Genomic DNA, 19731 nt, shown 5'->3' with positions numbered 1-19731 from the left:
TTGTAAGGTTAAGCCTCACGGTTCATTAGTACCGGTTAGCTCAACGCATCGCTGCGCTTACACACCCGGCCTATCAACGTCGTCGTCTTCAACGTTCCTTCAGGAGACCTAAAGTCTCAGGGAGAACTCATCTCGGGGCAAGTTTCGTGCTTAGATGCTTTCAGCACTTATCTCTTCCGCATTTAGCTACCGGGCAGTGCCATTGGCATGACAACCCGAACACCAGTGATGCGTCCACTCCGGTCCTCTCGTACTAGGAGCAGCCCCCCTCAATTCTCCAGCGCCCACGGCAGATAGGGACCGAACTGTCTCACGACGTTCTAAACCCAGCTCGCGTACCACTTTAAATGGCGAACAGCCATACCCTTGGGACCTACTTCAGCCCCAGGATGTGATGAGCCGACATCGAGGTGCCAAACACCGCCGTCGATATGAACTCTTGGGCGGTATCAGCCTGTTATCCCCGGAGTACCTTTTATCCGTTGAGCGATGGCCCTTCCATTCAGAACCACCGGATCACTATGACCTGCTTTCGCACCTGCTCGCGCCGTCACGCTCGCAGTCAAGCCAGCTTATGCCATTGCACTAACCTCCTGATGTCCGACCAGGATTAGCTGACCTTCGTGCTCCTCCGTTACGCTTTAGGAGGAGACCGCCCCAGTCAAACTACCCACCAGACACTGTCCGCAACCCGGATTACGGGTCCACGTTAGAACACCAGCCATTAAAGGGTGGTATTTCAAGGACGGCTCCACGCAGACTGGCGTCCACGCTTCAAAGCCTCCCACCTATCCTACACATCAAGGACCAGTGTTCAGTGTCAAGCTATAGTAAAGGTTCACGGGGTCTTTCCGTCTTGCCGCGGGTACACTGCATCTTCACAGCGAGTTCAATTTCACTGAGTCTCGGGTGGAGACAGCCTGGCCATCATTACGCCATTCGTGCAGGTCGGAACTTACCCGACAAGGAATTTCGCTACCTTAGGACCGTTATAGTTACGGCCGCCGTTTACCGGGGCTTCGATCAAGAGCTTCTCCTTACGGATGACCCCATCAATTAACCTTCCGGCACCGGGCAGGCGTCACACCGTATACGTCCACTTTCGTGTTTGCACAGTGCTGTGTTTTTAATAAACAGTTGCAGCCAGCTGGTATCTTCGACTGATTTCAGCTCCACGAGCAAGTCGCTTCACCTACATATCAGCGTGCCTTCTCCCGAAGTTACGGCACCATTTTGCCTAGTTCCTTCACCCGAGTTCTCTCAAGCGCCTTGGTATTCTCTACCTGACCACCTGTGTCGGTTTGGGGTACGATTTCGTGTTACCTGGAGCTTAGAGGCTTTTCCTGGAAGCAGGGCATTTGTTACTTCAGCACCGTAGTGCCTCGTCATCACGCCTCAGTGTTAAAGTGCTCCGGATTTGCCTGGAGCACACACCTTCACGCTTAAACCGGGACAACCGTCGCCCGGCTAACATAGCCTTCTCCGTCCCCCCTTCGCAGTAACACCAAGTACAGGAATATTAACCTGTTTCCCATCGACTACGCCTTTCGGCCTCGCCTTAGGGGTCGACTCACCCTGCCCCGATTAACGTTGGACAGGAACCCTTGGTCTTCCGGCGAGCGGGCTTTTCACCCGCTTTATCGTTACTTATGTCAGCATTCGCACTTCTGATACCTCCAGCATGCCTCACAGCACACCTTCGCAGGCTTACAGAACGCTCCCCTACCCAACAACACATAGTGTCGCTGCCGCAGCTTCGGTGCATGGTTTAGCCCCGTTACATCTTCCGCGCAGGCCGACTCGACCAGTGAGCTATTACGCTTTCTTTAAATGATGGCTGCTTCTAAGCCAACATCCTGGCTGTCTGGGCCTTCCCACATCGTTTCCCACTTAACCATGACTTTGGGACCTTAGCTGGCGGTCTGGGTTGTTTCCCTCTTCACGACGGACGTTAGCACCCGCCGTGTGTCTCCCGTGATAACATTCTCCGGTATTCGTAGTTTGCATCGGGTTGGTAAGCCGGGATGGCCCCCTAGCCGAAACAGTGCTCTACCCCCGGAGATGAATTCACGAGGCGCTACCTAAATAGCTTTCGGGGAGAACCAGCTATCTCCCGGTTTGATTGGCCTTTCACCCCCAGCCACAGGTCATCCGCTAATTTTTCAACATTAGTCGGTTCGGTCCTCCAGTTAGTGTTACCCAACCTTCAACCTGCCCATGGCTAGATCACCGGGTTTCGGGTCTATACCCTGCAACTTAACGCCCAGTTAAGACTCGGTTTCCCTTCGGCTCCCCTATGCGGTTAACCTTGCTACAGAATATAAGTCGCTGACCCATTATACAAAAGGTACGCAGTCACCCCATTAAGAGGCTCCCACTGCTTGTACGTACACGGTTTCAGGTTCTTTTTCACTCCCCTCGCCGGGGTTCTTTTCGCCTTTCCCTCACGGTACTGGTTCACTATCGGTCAGTCAGGAGTATTTAGCCTTGGAGGATGGTCCCCCCATATTCAGACAGGATACCACGTGTCCCGCCCTACTCATCGAGCTCACAGCCTGTGTGCTTTTGTGTACGGGGCTGTCACCCTGTATCGCGCGACTTTCCAGACGCTTCCACTAACACACAAGCTGATTCAGGCTCTGGGCTGCTCCCCGTTCGCTCGCCGCTACTGGGGGAATCTCGGTTGATTTCTTTTCCTCGGGGTACTTAGATGTTTCAGTTCCCCCGGTTCGCCTCATTAACCTATGGATTCAGTTAATGATAGTGTGACGAGTCACACTGGGTTTCCCCATTCGGACATCGCCGGCTATAACGGTTCATATCACCTTACCGGCGCTTTTCGCAGATTAGCACGTCCTTCATCGCCTCTGACTGCCAGGGCATCCACCGTGTACGCTTAGTCGCTTAACCTCACAACCCGAAGATGTTTCGTGAAACATCCGCGTGTCGCGAAAATTTGAGAGACTCACAGAACAGTTCGCACTGTTCAGTGTTTCAATTTTCAGCTTGATCCAGATTTTTAAAGAGCAAATATCTCAAACATGACTCGCAAGTCAGTTTTGAGATACGGTTGGCAACGCCTTTCACACATTACCGCGCAAGTGGCGTCCCCTAGGGGATTCGAACCCCTGTTACCGCCGTGAAAGGGCGGTGTCCTGGGCCTCTAGACGAAGGGGACGTAAAGTCTCGCTCGCAAGACGCCTTGCTTTTACTTTTCATCAGACAATCTGTGTGGACACTGCAGAGGCAGGTTCTTTAAGGTAAGGAGGTGATCCAACCGCAGGTTCCCCTACGGTTACCTTGTTACGACTTCACCCCAGTCATGAATCACAAAGTGGTAAGCGCCCTCCCGAAGGTTAAGCTACCTACTTCTTTTGCAACCCACTCCCATGGTGTGACGGGCGGTGTGTACAAGGCCCGGGAACGTATTCACCGTGGCATTCTGATCCACGATTACTAGCGATTCCGACTTCATGGAGTCGAGTTGCAGACTCCAATCCGGACTACGACGCACTTTATGAGGTCCGCTTACTCTCGCGAGGTCGCTTCTCTTTGTATGCGCCATTGTAGCACGTGTGTAGCCCTGGTCGTAAGGGCCATGATGACTTGACGTCATCCCCACCTTCCTCCAGTTTATCACTGGCAGTCTCCTTTGAGTTCCCGGCCTAACCGCTGGCAACAAAGGATAAGGGTTGCGCTCGTTGCGGGACTTAACCCAACATTTCACAACACGAGCTGACGACAGCCATGCAGCACCTGTCTCACAGTTCCCGAAGGCACCAAAGCATCTCTGCTAAGTTCTGTGGATGTCAAGACCAGGTAAGGTTCTTCGCGTTGCATCGAATTAAACCACATGCTCCACCGCTTGTGCGGGCCCCCGTCAATTCATTTGAGTTTTAACCTTGCGGCCGTACTCCCCAGGCGGTCTATTTAACGCGTTAGCTCCGGAAGCCACGCCTCAAGGGCACAACCTCCAAATAGACATCGTTTACGGCGTGGACTACCAGGGTATCTAATCCTGTTTGCTCCCCACGCTTTCGCACCTGAGCGTCAGTCTTCGTCCAGGAGGCCGCCTTCGCCACCGGTATTCCTCCAGATCTCTACGCATTTCACCGCTACACCTGGAATTCTACCTCCCTCTACGAGACTCAAGCCTGCCAGTTTCGGATGCAGTTCCCAGGTTGAGCCCGGGGATTTCACATCCGACTTGACAGACCGCCTGCGTGCGCTTTACGCCCAGTAATTCCGATTAACGCTTGCACCCTCCGTATTACCGCGGCTGCTGGCACGGAGTTAGCCGGTGCTTCTTCTGCGGGTAACGTCAATCAACACGGTTATTAACCGTATTGCCTTCCTCCCCGCTGAAAGTACTTTACAACCCGAAGGCCTTCTTCATACACGCGGCATGGCTGCATCAGGCTTGCGCCCATTGTGCAATATTCCCCACTGCTGCCTCCCGTAGGAGTCTGGACCGTGTCTCAGTTCCAGTGTGGCTGGTCATCCTCTCAGACCAGCTAGGGATCGTCGCCTAGGTGAGCCGTTACCCCACCTACTAGCTAATCCCATCTGGGCACATCTGATGGCAAGAGGCCCGAAGGTCCCCCTCTTTGGTCTTGCGACGTTATGCGGTATTAGCTACCGTTTCCAGTAGTTATCCCCCTCCATCAGGCAGTTTCCCAGACATTACTCACCCGTCCGCCACTCGTCACCCGAGAGCAAGCTCTCTGTGTTACCGTTCGACTTGCATGTGTTAGGCCTGCCGCCAGCGTTCAATCTGAGCCATGATCAAACTCTTCAATTTAAAAGTTTGATGCTCAATGAATTAAACTTCGTAATGAATTACGTGTTCACTCGTTGAGACTTGGTATTCATTTTTTCGTCTTGCGATGTCAAGAATCCAGTCACCCTGAGTGCCCACACAGATTGTCTGATAAATTGTTAAAGAGCAGTGCCGCTTCGCTTTTTTGCTGCGGCGCGGGTTGCGTATATTACGTTTTCCCGCCGTGAAGTCAACTGTTTATTTTCAGAATTCTTCACCTGACAGGCCGGTGTGTTTGCCGTTGTGCCGTGTCAGTGGAGGCGCATTATAGGGAGTTAATTCCCGCTGACAACCCTTAATTTGAAAAAAGTAACCGTTCGCTCATTTTTCAGGCGAAACACTCTGATAAGTTAAATTTTTGCTTGGTTTTCATACAAAAACGAGCCCGAAAGGGCTCGTTTTCTTCTTTTGTGACTTACTGCACTGCCACAATTCGCTCATCTTTCACCACGAGCTGCACCGGTTTGCCCGGAATCAGCTCGCCAGAAAGAATCTGCTGCGCTAGCGGGTTTTCAATCTGCTGTTGAATAGCGCGTTTCAATGGACGCGCACCATACACCGGATCGTACCCGTTTGCGCTGAGCAGTTTCAGCGCGTCGTCGGAAATGGTAACCGTATAGCCACGCTCTTCCAGACGATTATACAGACGCTGCAGTTGGATCTGCGCAATAGAAGCAATGTGTTTTTCACCCAACGGATGGAACACCACCACTTCATCAATACGGTTGATGAATTCCGGACGGAAATTCTGGCTAACCACACCTAACACCAGCTCTTTCATGTGGCCGTAATCCAGATCGCCAAAACGCTCCTGGATCAAATCAGAACCCAGGTTGGAAGTCATAATGACGACCGTATTGCGGAAATCTACCGTTCTGCCTTGTCCGTCGGTCAGACGACCATCGTCCAGCACCTGCAGCAAAATGTTGAACACATCCGGATGCGCTTTCTCTACTTCATCCAGCAGAATAACGGAATAAGGGCGACGGCGAACCGCTTCCGTCAGATAACCGCCCTCTTCATAACCAACATATCCCGGAGGCGCACCGACCAGACGCGAAACGGAATGTTTCTCCATAAATTCCGACATGTCGATACGCACCATTGCATCGTCGCTATCGAACATAAAGTTCGCAAGAGACTTACACAGTTCAGTTTTACCCACCCCGGTAGGACCGAGGAAGAGGAACGAACCGATCGGGCGATTCGGGTCCGATAATCCAGCACGGCTACGGCGAATAGCGTTAGAAACGGCTTCGACAGCTTCATCCTGGCCAATTACCCGATGATGGAGGTCATGCTCCATGCGCAGTAATTTTTCGCGCTCGCCTTCCATCATTCTCGCTACCGGGATGCCTGTCCAGCGCGCCAACACCTCTGCAATTTCCGCATCGGTCACGCGGTTACGTAGCAGACGCATGGTTTTGCCTTCGGCCTGAGTTGCGGCAGCCAGCTGTTTTTCAAGTTCCGGGATTTTCCCGTACTGAAGTTCCGACATGCGTCCCAAATCACCATTACGGCGCGCTTGCTCCATGGCGATTTTGGCCTGTTCCAGTTCCGACTTAATGGTTTGGGTTCCGGAAAGAGAGGCTTTTTCCGCTTTCCACTCTTCTTCTAATGATGAGTACTGGCGTTCTTTATCTTCCAGCTCTTCATTGAGCATTTCGAGCCGCTTGAGACTGGCCTCATCGGACTCTTTCATCAGCGCCCTCTGCTCCAGTTTGAGCTGAATAATACGGCGATCGAGCCGGTCGAGTTCTTCCGGTTTCGAGTCAATCTGCATACGAATGCTGGACGCAGCTTCATCAATTAAGTCGATAGCTTTATCCGGCAACTGACGATCGGCGATGTAGCGATGCGACAGTGTTGCTGCTGCAACAATTGCCGGGTCGGTAATTTGCACATGGTGATGCAGTTCGTACCGCTCTTTCAGCCCACGCAGAATCGCAATGGTATCTTCCACTGTCGGCTCGGCCACCAGCACTTTCTGGAAACGACGCTCCAGCGCCGCATCTTTTTCTATATACTGGCGATACTCATCCAGCGTGGTAGCGCCCACACAGTGCAATTCACCTCGCGCTAACGCCGGTTTAAGCATGTTGCCCGCATCCATTGCACCGTCGGCTTTACCGGCACCGACCATCGTATGCAGTTCGTCGATAAACAGAATGACGTTGCCTTCCTGTTTCGACAGATCGTTCAGCACACCTTTTAAACGCTCTTCAAACTCACCGCGATATTTTGCGCCGGCAACCAGCGCGCCCATATCCAGCGCCAGTACACGGCGGCCTTTCAGCCCTTCCGGCACTTCGCCGTTGACAATACGCTGCGCCAGCCCTTCAACAATCGCGGTTTTACCAACGCCCGGTTCACCAATCAGCACCGGGTTATTTTTGGTCCGCCGTTGCAGTACCTGGATTGTACGACGAATCTCTTCGTCACGACCGATCACCGGATCGAGCTTGCCTTGTTCGGCGCGCTCAGTCAGATCAACGGTAAATTTTTTCAAGGCCTGACGTTGGTCTTCGGCCCCCTGGTCGTTCACGTTCTCTCCCCCACGCATTTGTTCAATCGCCTGGGTCACATTGGCGGTTGTCGCGCCAGCAGATTTAAGCAAGTCCGTCAGCGTACCGCGTGATTCAAGCGCCGCCAGAACGAAAAGTTCCGACGAGATAAAGTTGTCACCTCGCTTTTGCGCCAGCTTGTCGCAAAGATTCAGTACACGCACCAGGTCCTGAGAAGGCTGTACGTCGCCACCGGTGCCTTCCACCTGCGGCAAGCGGCTTAGCGCTTGTTCAATCGCTGTGCGTAACTGACCGGCGTTCACGCCTGCAGAGGTTAATAAAGGATGAATCGAACCGCCTTCCTGATTGAGTAAGGCGCTCATTAAATGAAGAGGTTCGATAAATTGATTGTCGTGCCCGAGTGCGAGCGACTGGGCATCGGCGAGAGCAAGCTGGAATTTATTGGTAAGACGATCCAGACGCATAACTCCTCCCATAACAGGTCAAAATTGCTACTGGAGATTAAATGAGGTCATCCCTCAATTATTCAAGGTGAATGACCTGAATTATGCGAAAGAAAACCTACGCGTACTGGATCGTCTTGATTCTTTAGGTTATATCAGCCAAATGAAACTTGCCATACGCCCGGTCGTCTTGTCCCGGCGGTATGAGAAAAAATTATGCTTATCGCTGAAGGTACAGCGATCGCCGCCGAACACGTGCTGGATGCCTACGCTCGCCAGACGCTGGCGAGCGAGCTGATAGATATCAGCAAAATATTTTTCACCGTGGGGTCGAAAAGCGCTGTCGGCCTGCGGATCGTGCCCCATGAACGCTTCACGAACTTCTGCACCGACTTCAAACGCTTGCGGCCCAATTGCAGGCCCCAGCCACGCCAGCAGATTTTCCGGCTTATCGGCGAAACACGCAACTGTCTGTTCCAGCACGCCTGCACATACACCCCGCCAGCCGGCGTGAGCAGCAGCAACTTCAGTGCCAGCCTGGTTACAAAACAAGACCGGTAAACAGTCGGCGGTCATCACCGCACAGACCGTACCGGGTGTGTTGCTGTATGACGCATCCGCCCGTTTCGACGCATAAGGGCCACCGCTAAGTGTGAGCACGTCAGTGCCATGAACCTGTTCAAGCCATACCGGCTTCGAAGGCAAACCGCCCGCCGCGAATACGCGCGCGCGATTCTCTTCCACATGCTCAGCATTGTCTCCGCAGTGTGCGCCAAGATTCAGCGAATCGTAGGGCGGCAAGCTAACACCGCCGACACGCGTCGAGCTGCAGGCCGCTACACCTTTCGGCAGCGGCCAGTCCGGGAGGATCAGTTTGGTCATAACCAGGCAACATCGTCCTTATGGGTTTCAAAATCAGCGCGCATCGCATCAATCAAATCAACCATATCTTGCGGAATTGGCGCATGCCATTCCATTTCAATACCGCTGATAGGATGGTAAAGCCGCAGCATAGTGGCGTGCAGAGCCTGACGGTCAAACTTGCGCAGTGCATCAATAAACTCGTCCGATGCGCCTTTCGGCGGACGCGGGCGGCCGCCATAGAGCTGATCGCCCACCAGCGGGTGAGTGATATGCGCCATATGTACGCGAATCTGATGCGTACGGCCTGTTTCCAGGCGCAGACGCAGACGCGTATGCACACGGAAATGCTCCATAATGCGGTAGTGTGTCACCGCCGGCTTGCCCATCGGGTGCACCGACATATGGGTACGCTTCGTCGGATGGCGGCTGATCGGTTCTTCCACCGTGCCGCCAGAAGTCATATGCCCAATCGCTACCGCTTCGTATTCACGCGTGATTTCTCGCAATTGCAGCGACTCCACCAGCCGCGTCTGAGCGGGTACGGTTTTCGCCACTACCATCAAACCGGTAGTGTCTTTATCCAGGCGGTGAACGATACCTGCGCGCGGAACATCCACAATTGGCGGGTAATAATGCAGCAGAGCGTTAAGAACGGTGCCATCAGGGTTACCTGCGCCCGGGTGTACAACCAGGTCGCGCGGTTTGTTAATGACGATAATGTCATCGTCTTCATAGACGATGTTAAGTGGAATATCCTGCGGTTCAAAACGTGCTTCTTCTTCGATTTCCGCATTGATAGCAATGAGTTCGCCACCCAACACTTTCTCTTTCGGCTTGTCGCTAACAACGCCGTTGACCAGCACGCGCTGGTCGAGAATCCATTCTTTTATACGCGAACGTGAATAATCCGGGAACAATTCGGCCAAAGCTTGATCTAAGCGTTGACCGAGTTGGTTTTCGAATACCGTTGCGGTGAGTTGTACCAGTTGTGCCATATACAGCTTCTTCGTTAACGTTGGGTTTTACGGCTTCGCCGTTTAATATAGTGTGCTATTGTAGCTGGTCTTAGTCGGGAGCAGGAATAAAGAATCTCCCGCGTAACATTCTGAGGAAAGTCTAAACGTCATGACGCGCTTGAAATATCTGGTGGCAGCCGCCACGTTGAGTCTGGCTTTGACAGGTTGCTCCGGTTCAAAGGAAGAAGTACCTGATAATCCGCCAAACGAAATCTACGCGACAGCTCAGCAAAAGCTGCAAGACGGTAACTGGAAGGCGGCAATAACGCAACTGGAAGCACTGGATAATCGTTATCCGTTTGGTCCTTACTCACAACAAGTGCAGTTGGATCTGATTTACGCGTACTACAAAAATGCCGATCTGCCGCTGGCGCAAGCCGCGATTGACCGTTTTATTCGTCTGAACCCAACCCACCCGAACATTGATTATGTAATGTATATGCGTGGGCTAACCAACATGGCGCTGGATGACAGTGCTCTGCAAGGGTTCTTCGGCGTAGACCGTAGCGATCGCGATCCGGCGCATGCCCGCGACGCATTCAAAGACTTCTCCAAACTGGTGCGCGGTTACCCGAACAGCCAGTACGTCACCGACGCTACCAGGCGTCTGGTGTTCCTGAAAGATCGTCTGTCGAAATATGAACTGTCGGTTGCGGAATATTACACCGATCGCGGTGCGTGGGTTGCAGTAACCAACCGCGTAGAAGGGATGCTGCGTGACTTCCCGGATACAAAAGCGACCCATGACGCGCTGCCGCTGATGGAAAAAGCCTATCGCGAGCTGCAGCTCAACGCGCAGGCGGATAAGGTGGCGAAAATTATCGCGGCGAACAGTAATCGGACCTGATTGCCTGAAATGCAAAACGGCAGCCACCGGGCTGCCGTTTTTTTATTCATTTTATCTATCACTAAAGCGGTTTAGCCGCAATTCATCCTATCAACTATGACTGCTAATGATGGCGTAGACAAGGTAAATTTGCCCTCTTCCTGCCCTGCCTCACAAAACCCCTTTATTGACAAAAAGTGACAAAATAATGTGATTTAAATCACACATTTTGACATTGTGGACGGTATGCTGAAATCACCAAGACGGAAAGACAAGAGGTAAAATTTATGACAATGAACATTACCAGTAAACAAATGGAAATTACTCCGGCAATCCGCCAGCATGTCACAGACCGTCTCGCCAAACTGGATAAATGGCAAACTCAACTGATTAATCCGCATATCATCCTGTCGAAAGAACCACAGGGTTTTATCGCCGATGCAACCATCAACACACCGAACGGACAATTGGTTGCCAGCGCGAAACATGAAGATATGTATACCGCCATCAACGATTTGATTAACAAGCTGGAACGGCAGCTGAATAAAGTGCAACACAAAGGTGAAGCACGTCGCGCCACAACATCGGTGAAAGACACAAGCTTCGTTGAGGAAGAAGAAGAGTAGTCTCTACATTGAGCCCATCCCAACGCGCCCACGGGCGCGTTTTTTATTGACAGAGCGAAAACAGTACGGGTACTGTACTTCGGTCGCACAAAGGAAAACTCCATGAAACTTGTTCCGTTCTTCTTCGCATTCTTTTTTACCTTCCCCAATTAGGGAGGCGATTCGTTTTGTGATAAAGAATGCGAAGACGAACAATAAGGCCTCCCACACCGGGAGGCCTTTTTTATTGATAACAATTAAAGACGAAAGGCAACAACATGACGGCTGAAAACCCCTTACTGGATTTACGCGTAAAGATCAGCGCACTGGATGAACAGCTGCTGACGCTGCTGGCCGAACGCCGCCAGCTCTCTGTTGAAGTCGGCAAAGCCAAGCTGGATTCACACCGTCCGGTACGCGATATCGATCGCGAGCGTGATTTACTCGAACATCTAATAGAGCTCGGCAAAGCGCATCATCTGGATGCCCATTACATCACCCGCCTGTTTCAGTTGATCATCGAAGATTCCGTTCTCACCCAGCAAGCCCTGCTCCAGCAGCATCTGAATAAAATCAACCCGCACTCTGCCCGCATCGCCTTTTTGGGGCCAAAAGGATCCTATTCACACCTGGCCGCCCGTCAGTACGCGGCGCGCCATTTTGAACAGTTCATTGAAAGCGGTTGCCTGAAATTTCACGATATCTTCAGCCAGGTGGAAACGGGCCAGGCCGATTACGCGGTGGTGCCGCTGGAAAACACCAGCTCCGGCGCGATTAACGACGTTTATGACCTGCTCCAGCACACCAGTTTGTCTATCGTTGGTGAACTGACGGTGCCTATCGACCATTGCATTCTGGTTTCCGGCTCCACCGATTTAGAACACATCACCACGGTTTACAGCCATCCGCAGCCTTTCCAGCAGTGCAGCCAGTTCATTAACCGCTATCCACAGTGGAAAATTGAGTATTGCGAAAGCACTTCCGCCGCGATGGAAAAGGTCGCGCAGGCGAATTCGCCGCAGGTTGCGGCACTGGGTAGCGAAGCCGGTGGCGCGCTGTATGGTTTGCAGGTACTGCAACGTAATCTGGCGAACCAGACGCAGAACATCACACGCTTTGTGGTGCTGGCGCGTAAAGCCATTGATGTATCCGATCAGGTTCCGGCAAAAACTACGCTGCTGATGGCAACCGGCCAGCAAGCAGGCTCGCTGGTTGAAGCCCTGTTGGTGCTGCGTAACCACAATTTGATCATGACCAAACTGGAATCGCGGCCGATCCACGGCAACCCGTGGGAAGAGATGTTCTACATCGATGTGCAGGCCAATTTGCAATCCGGGCAGATGCAAAAAGCGCTGCGCGAACTCACCGACACCGCGCGTTCGCTGAAAGTCCTCGGTTGCTACCCCAGTGAAAATGTGGTGCCGGTCGACCCGGCTTAAACCTCTTTAAACAGCGGTTTCTTCATTCCTGCCACCGCCACGGGCAGGGTGAAGATCGCTCCCGACAGCGGATATTGCGCCACTTCGTCCGCCGTCATATTTTCCCGGGTGGTGGTGATAAACAGCGTTTTCATATCAGGCCCACCAAAACAGACCATCGTCGGGCAACGCACCGGCAAGCGATACTCTGCCAGTTGTTCACCCTGCGGCGAAAAACGCGCGATGCGCCAGCCATCAAACATTGCGCTCCAGTAGCAACCTTCCACATCCATCGCCGCCCCGTCCGGAATACCTTCCCCGGCGTTAAAGCGACGGAAAACCTCGCGTTTACCCGGCTCACCCTGCTCATCAAGCGGCGTGCGGTAAATCACCGCGTTCGGCGTGTCCGAGGTGAACATCCACTGCTTATCGTGGCTGAAGGCAAGACCATTGGCACCGTGAATGTCGCACTGCAACACTTTGGGCGTGAGGTCATGATTAATGCGCAACAGCAACGCGCCGTTATAATCGCCCGGCCCCCAGAAGGTGCCCGCATAAAAACGACCAAGATGATCGGTGCCGCCATCGTTAAAGCGCGCCAGTTGCGGGTTTGAAGGGTTATCGCACACTTTTTGTCGCAGCAAACCGCGCGCATCCGTCAGCCAGATGCCATTACGCATCGCCACGATAAAGCCGCCTTTCTCACGTAGCGCAAAGCAGCCCACTTCTTCGGCAAACGACAGCACCGTATGTTCGCCAGACGATAAGTGATAACGGTGGATCTCACCTTCAATAATATCTGCCCAGTAGAGCGCCTGCTCCGCGTCGCTCCAGGTGGGGCATTCCGGCAAATGCCCGGTGTAATCAAACAGCGTGTGCAGCTCAGCCATTGCGCATCCCTTAAATGAAAAAAGCCAGCGGGTAACCACTGGCTTTTCAGTATAAACGGCTTTTTTATTTACGGGCGGCTGTCGTTGGCCTGGCGTAACAACACGCGGCTTTCGCTCTGGAAACGTTGCGCATAGTCACCAAACCAGTGTTCAACTTTGCGGAAGCTGTCGATAAACGCCTGCTTATCGCCCTGCTCCAGCAGGCCAATCGCTTCGCCAAAACGCTGGTAGTAGCGTTTAATCAGCGCCAGGTTACTGGACGACGACATAATAATGTCGGCGTACAACTGTGGATCCTGGGCAAACAAGCGCCCGACCATCGCCAGTTCCAGGCGATAAATGGGTGATGAAAGCGCCAGCAACTGTTCGAGCTGAACATTCTCTTCCGCCAGATGCAAACCATACGCGAAGGTCGCGAAGTGTCGCAGCGCCTGGATAAAGGCCATGTTCTGATCGTGCTCAACGGCGCTAATGCGGTGCAAACGCGCGCCCCATACCTGAATCTGCTCCAGGAACCACTGGTACGCTTCCGGCTGTCGGCCATCACACCAGACCACCACCTGCTTAGCCAGACTGCCGCTGTCCGGGCCAAACATCGGGTGCAACCCGAGCACCGGTCCTTTGTGCGCGGTCAGCATCGCCTGTAACGGGCCGCTTTTCACCGACGCCAGATCGACCAGAATGCAGTCCTCCGGCAAGGTCGGCAGTTTGCCGATCACCTGTTCGGTAACGTGAATAGGCACGCTAACAATCACCATGCCCGCGTCAGCCAGCAGCGCATCGGCCTGCGCCCAGTCCTCTTTTTCAAGAATGCGCACCTGGTAGCCAGAAAGCGTCAGCATTTTGGCAAACAGTTGCCCCATCTGCCCGCCGCCGCCAACAATCACCACCGGACGCAGTTCCGGACACAGGGTTTTAAACCCTTTGTCATTTTCACTGGAGTAGGATTCTCGCATGACGCGGCGCAGCACATCTTCAATCAAATCCGGCGGCACCCCCAGAGATTCGGCCTCTTTGCGACGCGACGCCAGCATGGTCGCTTCGCGCTCCGGTACATAAATTGGCAAACCATATTTACTTTTGACTTCGCCAACTTCCGCCACCAGCTCCAGGCGGCGCGCCAGCAAATCCAGCAGCGCCTTGTCAACTTCATCAATTTGATCGCGCAGTGCGGTCAGTTCAGCAACCATAACACCCTCTTAAGCAAAACGCGCCGCCAGGCTGTTACGCAGATCATTATTGATTTCACGCAGCAGCGCTTCGGTCGCTTCCCAACTAATGCACGCATCGGTCACGGAAACGCCGTACTTCATCTCGCAGCGCGGCTGCTCAGAAGATTGATTGCCTTCATGAATATTGCTCTCAATCATCAGACCGGTAATCGAACGGTTGCCATCTTTGATCTGCGCCACCACCGATTCAGCAACGGCAGGCTGGCGACGGTAATCTTTATTGGAATTACCATGGCTGCAATCTACCATCAGCGACGGTCTCAGTCCCGCCTGTTCCATCTCTTTTTCACACTGCGCGACATCCGCCGGGCTGTAATTCGGCGCTTTACCGCCGCGCAGGATCACATGTCCATCCGGGTTGCCCTGGGTTTGCAGCAGGCAGACCTGGCCGGCCTGGTTGATCCCCACAAAGCGGTGCGGCATGGCTGCGGCGCGCATCGCGTTGATAGCGGTCGCCAGGCTGCCATCGGTGCCGTTTTTGAAGCCAACCGGCATTGACAAACCTGAAGCCATTTCGCGGTGCGTCTGCGATTCAGTGGTTCGCGCACCAATCGCCGACCAGCTAAACAGATCGCCAAGGAACTGCGGGCTGTTCGGATCCAGCGCTTCAGTTGCCAGCGGCAGCCCCATGCTGACCAGCTCAACCAGCAGACGACGCGCAATCTTCAGGCCAGCTTCCACATCAAACGAGCCATCCATGTGCGGATCGTTAATCAGCCCCTTCCAGCCAACGGTGGTCCGGGGTTTTTCAAAATAGACGCGCATCACCAGATAGAGGCTATCGCTGACCTCTGCGGCAAGGGCTTTAAATCGACGGGCATATTCAATCGCGGCTTCAGGATCGTGAATCGAGCAAGGGCCGCAGACCACCAGCAGACGCGGATCGCGCCCGGCAATGATGTTGGAAATGGTCTGGCGGGACTGGGCGATTTGCGCTTCCTGCTCGACAGTCAACGGGAAGGCCGCTTTCAACTGATCCGGGGTGATCAGCACCTGTTCATCGGTAATATGTACGTTGTTCAGCGCGTCTTTTTGCATGATCGAAAATCCTGTATGGCTCGTTTGCGATAGTTGTTCCTCAAGTGAGGATGACGTAACGATACCATAGCTGGTAAAGATTTCAATCCACATAACGTAACGATTATTTTACAATAGCAAATTAATTGCCATTTAATCGCCACCAAGTGTAATTATATTTTTACACTAAGTGGCATTTTACTACTACATCGTTACGACAGAACGTCTGGCATGTTGTTTCCAGCGCAGAGCATCAATGAGGATAAACAGCAGCAAGCTGGCACCCATGACGGGTAACGCCAGCCCCAGCAACAGCGCCAGTAATGCGCTTATTACCCTTCCTGACAGCGGTAAAGCCAGCCAACTGTGCAGCAGCGTACTTGCCGGGTTGGCGTTGGCACTGGCCGGGCGGCGGATCCACCACAGCCGGTAACCAACCACAATCATCACGCACAGCGCACTGCCAAAGGCGATCAACAGCAACTGGTTCGCCAGGCCAAACAGAATGCCCATATGGAAATCAACGCCCCAGCGCGTCAGCTTCGCCATTAGCGGAAAGTCCGCGAACCTTGTGCGATCCACCACCGTCATCGTGCTGCCATCAATCGCCACCGCATCCACACGCGTGGGCCAGCCGCGATCGATTTCGGTTACCGTCCAGGCTTTATCCGCACTGCGCGGCGGGCGGATCTCCAGCTTGCCGGCGGCGATCCCGGCCTGCCGCGCACTGTGTAACGCGTCGTCGAACTGCACCCGATCCAGTTGCATATCCGGCATGTTCATACCCTCGTGCATAATATGATGTTCCGCATGCGGATCGTGCATCTCCTGCACACCATGCAGTTGCGTATTGACCTGCGGCGTCATCCAGCCAAGCGCCGCACGCAGGCTATCAACATTGCCGCCCGCCCACTGCGACCAGGTCAGACCGGTGGCGGAAAACAGCAGCATCCCGATAAGCAGGAGCCAGCCTAAAGAGACATGCAGGCGACGATGATTTTGCACAGCGTTATTAATGCGCCGTTTCGGGCGAGTAAAAAACCACAGCGCAATACCGCCAAGCGCGGCAACCCACATCCAGGACGCCGCCAGTTCGCTGTACAGACGACCAACCTCGCCCAGCAGTAGCGAGCGGTGGAAATAGTCAATCCACTGGCGCAGCGGCAAAATTCCGCTGGTGCCGTAGACCGTCATATCCCCTTTCACTTGCAGCGTCACCGGGTCGATAAATATCGCGCGGTTCTCCGATGCGCCCAGTTGTGGGTCAGCAAACATCACGCGGCTGGTGTCACTCCCGGTAAGGCCAGGGCGCACCGCATGCAGACGTAAATGGCCGCCGGTTACCTGTTCAGCCACGGCAATCTGTTCGGCGAGCGGCTGCCGCGTTCCCCCTTCCACACCGTAAAGCGCATCGTGATAGAGCCAGTTTTCCAGCTGTGGCGTCGCCACGTATAACGTGCCGCTCAGGGCGGCGACAAAAATAAACGGGCCGACAAACAGGCCAATATAAAAATGCAGGCGTCGCAGCACGTTGAGCCACGCCGCACGCGGAGTGCAGGTTGTCATACTTTTCCTCAGAAATAGCAAAAGGTTGCCGTTTCGCACAGGCGAACGGACATTTTTTTAGGATCAGGAAAAGCAGACGCGCGGCGGGGCGCGGGTGTCAGGACAAAGCCAGGGAAAGAAGTGCCAGTGCTGAACAGGCTGACGGGCAGCGGCCAGACGGATGCGCAACACACGGCCGAGCAGCAGCAAAATAACAAGGAAGAGAAGACCAGGAACATGTGCCAGCAGCACGCAGTAGCCACAGGCTTCGGCGTGATCAAGCGGCATACTTTGCGGAGAAGGTTGATGATGCGACATCGACTGCGTTGCGACATCGAGATGCGCATGCATCGGCATGCTCATCTCGGTCGGCGGCGATGCGGCATCGTGATGCACATGCATCGGCATGCTCATCTCGTCCGGCGGCGATGCGACCTCGTGATGTGCGCGCATCGGCATGCTCATTTCATTCGGCGGCGATGCGGCATCGTGATGTGCATGCATCGGCATGTTCATCTCGTGGTGCATGCCGGGCATCGCGCTCATTGGATCTTGCTGCAGCGAGACCGAAATCAGCGGCGCGACGAGGATCAGCAAGATCGCAAACAGCGCCAGCCCTGCGGCTGTGCGTTGTGCTGCGTATTGATGAAAAACGTTCCTCACCACTTCCCCTCCCGGTCGAAGCGGCATTGTAAATTAAACATCACCAGAAAGTTAATTTACTTGTCGTTTTTCTGCTGACTCAGCACCAGCGGCTCAGACATGTTTCTCGAGCGTAAAGACCACCACGCCATACGGCACAATTTCCGCTACCGCACACTCAAAATCCACCGCACCGTTGGTAAGGCGCACTTTTCCGCCCGGCAGACGCACCACATCAAAAACATCCAGCGTATCGTCAATGCTGATAAACCAGCGGCCGTTGCCAATTTTTTGCACACGGGTATCCACCAGCCAGCCCGCATTCAGCCCTTCAATAAAATTCAAACCGTCGGTAGACGCTGGCGCGAGACTGCGATCCAGCGACCAGACGCCCGCCTCTTTCAGCTCGCCAGACTCATGGCGAAATTTCGGGATGCTCAGCGCCGCGTCATTTTGCGCGGCGCCCGCGGCCGCAGCGGGATACATTTCGCCTTTGCCCGTCGCCAGCCAGCCTAAAGAGACGCCGGTATCCAGCGCACAAGTCACCACTACATCGCCAGGGAAAAACTCACGTCGCACCCAGGTGCTGATGGTGCCGGAGGAGATATCCAGTAAATCCCCTAGCTCTTTTTGCATCTCGAACCCGTACGCATCAAGGATACGGCGCAGCACCGGACGCCCGCCGGTCGACAAAATTTCGTCGTACAGTGCTTTGCCCTTCGGCACCGGTTTATCCGTCAATTTCGCATTTGCAAATTCACCTGTCACCAGCCAGTGCAGGTCTGCGCCGGTGTCGAGTGCGCATTTGACCACCGCTTTATACGACACGCTATCGCGCTGGATCCAGCTGCTGATATTGTTCGCCGGCACATCCAGCGCCTCAGCGAGGGCTTTCTGGCTGGAGACGGAATAGGACGCGGCAATGCGCTCAATCACATCCTGAACACTCATCTTGTTTTCACTCATGGACACCAACATCGAAAAAGTGATTTACACAATCGCATTTGCGATTTATATTGCTATGCATTGACCAAAAAGCACAGCTTCGCAGTACATTTTAAACAACAGGAGATAATGCGATATGTCAGATGCAAAATCAACGCCGTCGCATCCGCAATCCGCTACTCAAATGCGATCCAAACGTGGCTGCCACAGCCGGGGGAGCACTGAGATAACAGCCCGTTTTCCGGCACGCTACGCCGCGATTCGCATAACGAAGTCCGCGCCAGCAAACCAGAAAACATCCTCGGCAATCCATAGCCAGCGCGAATGTCAGAGAGATCAGCAATACGCTGAGCTCATATCGCAGAACCGACTTAACCGCCACATGTCTGACCTTCACGACACCGCAACATGGCGCGACGCGCAGGTGAACGCCAGCGCCTGGCATTTTGCCTTTACGCAACAGGAAAAGTGCCGTCACAGCGTTAAACACTCGTTCGGCATGGCGTTACGCTGAATTTGCTTTTGCAAGCCAACACTATCGCAGGAGAGCTTATGGCTATCACATCCCCTGTCGTGCATGTTCCGCTTAGCACATCAGAGCGGCTAAGCGGGCTGAACCATATCGCCGAGCTTCGCGGTCGTTTATGGGGCGATAACTGGAGCGACGTAGCACGCTTTATCGACGATCTGCGTGATCCGCGAGACGAACACGCAGACGAGAACAACCGGGCGCTGGCGGCCATTTTCTTTCTCGCCAGAGTGCCCGCCGCGCGCCAGGCGCTCAACCCGCACGCATTAACGCTTGATGAGAAGCGGGCGGTGATCGCCGCCATGAACCATTTCCGCGCGGTAGTCAGCCAGTTTCCGAAACGGCTCACCATGCCGCTGTAAACCCTAAATCCACAACCATGACGTCAACCCGTCGGGCATCCCCTTGCCCAAAT

Annotated in this window: 15 protein-coding genes, 1 tRNA gene, 2 rRNA genes and 1 other annotated feature; of the genes, 6 read left to right on the top strand and 12 right to left on the bottom strand. The window is 53.9% G+C overall.

The annotated features are described in order from the left end of the window. Positions 1–4: 4 nt before the first annotated feature. The 6 genes from M8Q36_RS12395 to rluD all read right to left on the bottom strand — a co-directional run bounded on the left by M8Q36_RS12395 (position 5) and on the right by rluD (position 9646). A 23S ribosomal RNA gene (locus M8Q36_RS12395) occupies positions 5–2910 on the bottom strand. Between the two features lie 192 nt (positions 2911–3102). Further along, a tRNA-Glu gene (locus M8Q36_RS12390) sits at positions 3103–3178 on the bottom strand. An 83-nt stretch (positions 3179–3261) separates the two neighbouring features. After that, positions 3262–4801, bottom strand: a 16S ribosomal RNA gene (locus tag M8Q36_RS12385). Together the 16S and 23S rRNA genes with 1 tRNA gene alongside form the textbook arrangement of a ribosomal RNA operon. A gap of 433 nt (positions 4802–5234) precedes the next feature. Next, on the bottom strand, positions 5235–7808 hold the full coding sequence (clpB, locus tag M8Q36_RS12380; protein ID WP_249881092.1) for an ATP-dependent chaperone ClpB: 2574 nt from the start codon (positions 7806–7808) through the stop codon (positions 5235–5237). 129 nt (positions 7809–7937) lie between these two features. Then, on the bottom strand, positions 7938–8669 hold the full coding sequence (yfiH, locus tag M8Q36_RS12375; protein WP_249881091.1) for a purine nucleoside phosphorylase YfiH: 732 nt from the start codon (positions 8667–8669) through the stop codon (positions 7938–7940). After that, the gene (gene rluD, locus M8Q36_RS12370) at positions 8666–9646 is read right to left on the bottom strand and encodes a 23S rRNA pseudouridine(1911/1915/1917) synthase RluD (RefSeq protein ID WP_249881090.1); all 981 of its coding nucleotides are present in this window, start codon (positions 9644–9646) and stop codon (positions 8666–8668) included. Before rluD ends, yfiH begins: the two co-directional genes overlap by 4 nt. A gap of 130 nt (positions 9647–9776) precedes the next feature. Between rluD and bamD the strand changes: the two genes are divergently transcribed. The 4 genes from bamD to pheA all read left to right on the top strand — a co-directional run bounded on the left by bamD (position 9777) and on the right by pheA (position 12537). Continuing rightward, positions 9777–10514 (top strand): outer membrane protein assembly factor BamD, encoded by a 738-nt coding sequence (bamD, locus tag M8Q36_RS12365; RefSeq protein WP_020454767.1) that lies wholly within the window; start codon positions 9777–9779, stop codon positions 10512–10514. A 266-nt stretch (positions 10515–10780) separates the two neighbouring features. Beyond that, positions 10781–11119 carry a ribosome-associated translation inhibitor RaiA gene (gene raiA / locus M8Q36_RS12360; RefSeq protein ID WP_249881089.1) on the top strand — a complete coding sequence of 113 codons (339 nt, stop codon included), beginning with the start codon at positions 10781–10783 and terminating at the stop codon, positions 11117–11119. Between the two features lie 101 nt (positions 11120–11220). After that, positions 11221–11346, top strand: a sequence feature (Phe leader region). Next, positions 11222–11272, top strand: a complete 51-nt coding sequence (pheL, locus tag M8Q36_RS12355; RefSeq protein ID WP_189660115.1) for a pheA operon leader peptide PheL — start codon at positions 11222–11224, stop codon at positions 11270–11272. It overlaps the preceding feature by 51 nt. A 30-nt stretch (positions 11347–11376) precedes the next feature. After that, positions 11377–12537, top strand: a complete 1161-nt coding sequence (pheA, locus tag M8Q36_RS12350; RefSeq protein WP_249881088.1) for a bifunctional chorismate mutase/prephenate dehydratase — start codon at positions 11377–11379, stop codon at positions 12535–12537. Here pheA and M8Q36_RS12345 read toward each other — a convergent pair. The 6 genes from M8Q36_RS12345 to M8Q36_RS12320 all read right to left on the bottom strand — a co-directional run bounded on the left by M8Q36_RS12345 (position 12534) and on the right by M8Q36_RS12320 (position 18808). Next, positions 12534–13406, bottom strand: coding sequence for an SMP-30/gluconolactonase/LRE family protein (locus tag M8Q36_RS12345; protein ID WP_097408033.1), 873 nt, complete (start codon positions 13404–13406; stop codon positions 12534–12536). The genes pheA and M8Q36_RS12345 overlap by 4 nt on opposite strands. A gap of 68 nt (positions 13407–13474) precedes the next feature. Next, the gene (tyrA, locus tag M8Q36_RS12340) at positions 13475–14596 is read right to left on the bottom strand and encodes a bifunctional chorismate mutase/prephenate dehydrogenase (protein ID WP_249881087.1); all 1122 of its coding nucleotides are present in this window, start codon (positions 14594–14596) and stop codon (positions 13475–13477) included. 9 nt (positions 14597–14605) lie between these two features. Next, positions 14606–15676, bottom strand: a complete 1071-nt coding sequence (gene aroF, locus M8Q36_RS12335) for a 3-deoxy-7-phosphoheptulonate synthase AroF (protein ID WP_249881086.1) — start codon at positions 15674–15676, stop codon at positions 14606–14608. Between the two features lie 183 nt (positions 15677–15859). After that, entirely contained in the window at positions 15860–17221 is a 1362-nt protein-coding gene (locus tag M8Q36_RS12330; protein WP_249881085.1) for a PepSY-associated TM helix domain-containing protein, read from the bottom strand. 63 nt (positions 17222–17284) lie between these two features. Then, entirely contained in the window at positions 17285–17866 is a 582-nt protein-coding gene (locus tag M8Q36_RS12325; RefSeq protein WP_502825471.1) for a DUF2946 family protein, read from the bottom strand. Positions 17867–17956: 90 nt separating this feature from the next. Next, positions 17957–18808, bottom strand: coding sequence for a phage repressor protein CI (locus M8Q36_RS12320; protein WP_249881083.1), 852 nt, complete (start codon positions 18806–18808; stop codon positions 17957–17959). Positions 18809–19169: 361 nt separating this feature from the next. Here M8Q36_RS12320 and M8Q36_RS25470 point away from each other — a divergent pair, with 361 nt between their 5' ends. Beyond that, positions 19170–19301 (top strand): hypothetical protein, encoded by a 132-nt coding sequence (locus M8Q36_RS25470; protein WP_017459952.1) that lies wholly within the window; start codon positions 19170–19172, stop codon positions 19299–19301. Positions 19302–19339: 38 nt separating this feature from the next. Next, positions 19340–19678, top strand: a complete 339-nt coding sequence (locus M8Q36_RS12315) for a DUF5347 family protein (protein WP_017459951.1) — start codon at positions 19340–19342, stop codon at positions 19676–19678. Positions 19679–19731: the final 53 nt, after the last annotated feature.

It is taken from the genome of Kosakonia sp. R1.Fl (assembly GCF_023516815.1).
Classification (GTDB): Bacteria; Pseudomonadota; Gammaproteobacteria; order Enterobacterales; family Enterobacteriaceae; genus Kosakonia.
This window is presented reverse-complemented; position numbering and strand designations above follow the sequence as displayed.

Excerpts from the sequence above, each read along its gene's own strand:
- clpB (WP_249881092.1), bottom strand. The coding sequence starts at position 7,808 with ATGCGTCTGGATCGTCTTACCAATAAATTCCAGCTTGCTCTCGCCGAT.
- yfiH (WP_249881091.1), bottom strand. The coding sequence starts at position 8,669 with ATGACCAAACTGATCCTCCCGGACTGGCCGCTGCCGAAAGGTGTAGCG.
- rluD (WP_249881090.1), bottom strand. The coding sequence starts at position 9,646 with ATGGCACAACTGGTACAACTCACCGCAACGGTATTCGAAAACCAACTC.
- bamD (WP_020454767.1), top strand. The coding sequence starts at position 9,777 with ATGACGCGCTTGAAATATCTGGTGGCAGCCGCCACGTTGAGTCTGGCT.
- raiA (WP_249881089.1), top strand. The coding sequence starts at position 10,781 with ATGACAATGAACATTACCAGTAAACAAATGGAAATTACTCCGGCAATC.
- pheA (WP_249881088.1), top strand. The coding sequence starts at position 11,377 with ATGACGGCTGAAAACCCCTTACTGGATTTACGCGTAAAGATCAGCGCA.
- M8Q36_RS12345 (WP_097408033.1), bottom strand. The coding sequence starts at position 13,406 with ATGGCTGAGCTGCACACGCTGTTTGATTACACCGGGCATTTGCCGGAA.
- tyrA (WP_249881087.1), bottom strand. The coding sequence starts at position 14,596 with ATGGTTGCTGAACTGACCGCACTGCGCGATCAAATTGATGAAGTTGAC.
- aroF (WP_249881086.1), bottom strand. The coding sequence starts at position 15,676 with ATGCAAAAAGACGCGCTGAACAACGTACATATTACCGATGAACAGGTG.
- M8Q36_RS12330 (WP_249881085.1), bottom strand. The coding sequence starts at position 17,221 with ATGACAACCTGCACTCCGCGTGCGGCGTGGCTCAACGTGCTGCGACGC.
- M8Q36_RS12320 (WP_249881083.1), bottom strand. The coding sequence starts at position 18,808 with ATGAGTGAAAACAAGATGAGTGTTCAGGATGTGATTGAGCGCATTGCC.
- M8Q36_RS25470 (WP_017459952.1), top strand. The coding sequence starts at position 19,170 with ATGTCTGACCTTCACGACACCGCAACATGGCGCGACGCGCAGGTGAAC.
- M8Q36_RS12315 (WP_017459951.1), top strand. The coding sequence starts at position 19,340 with ATGGCTATCACATCCCCTGTCGTGCATGTTCCGCTTAGCACATCAGAG.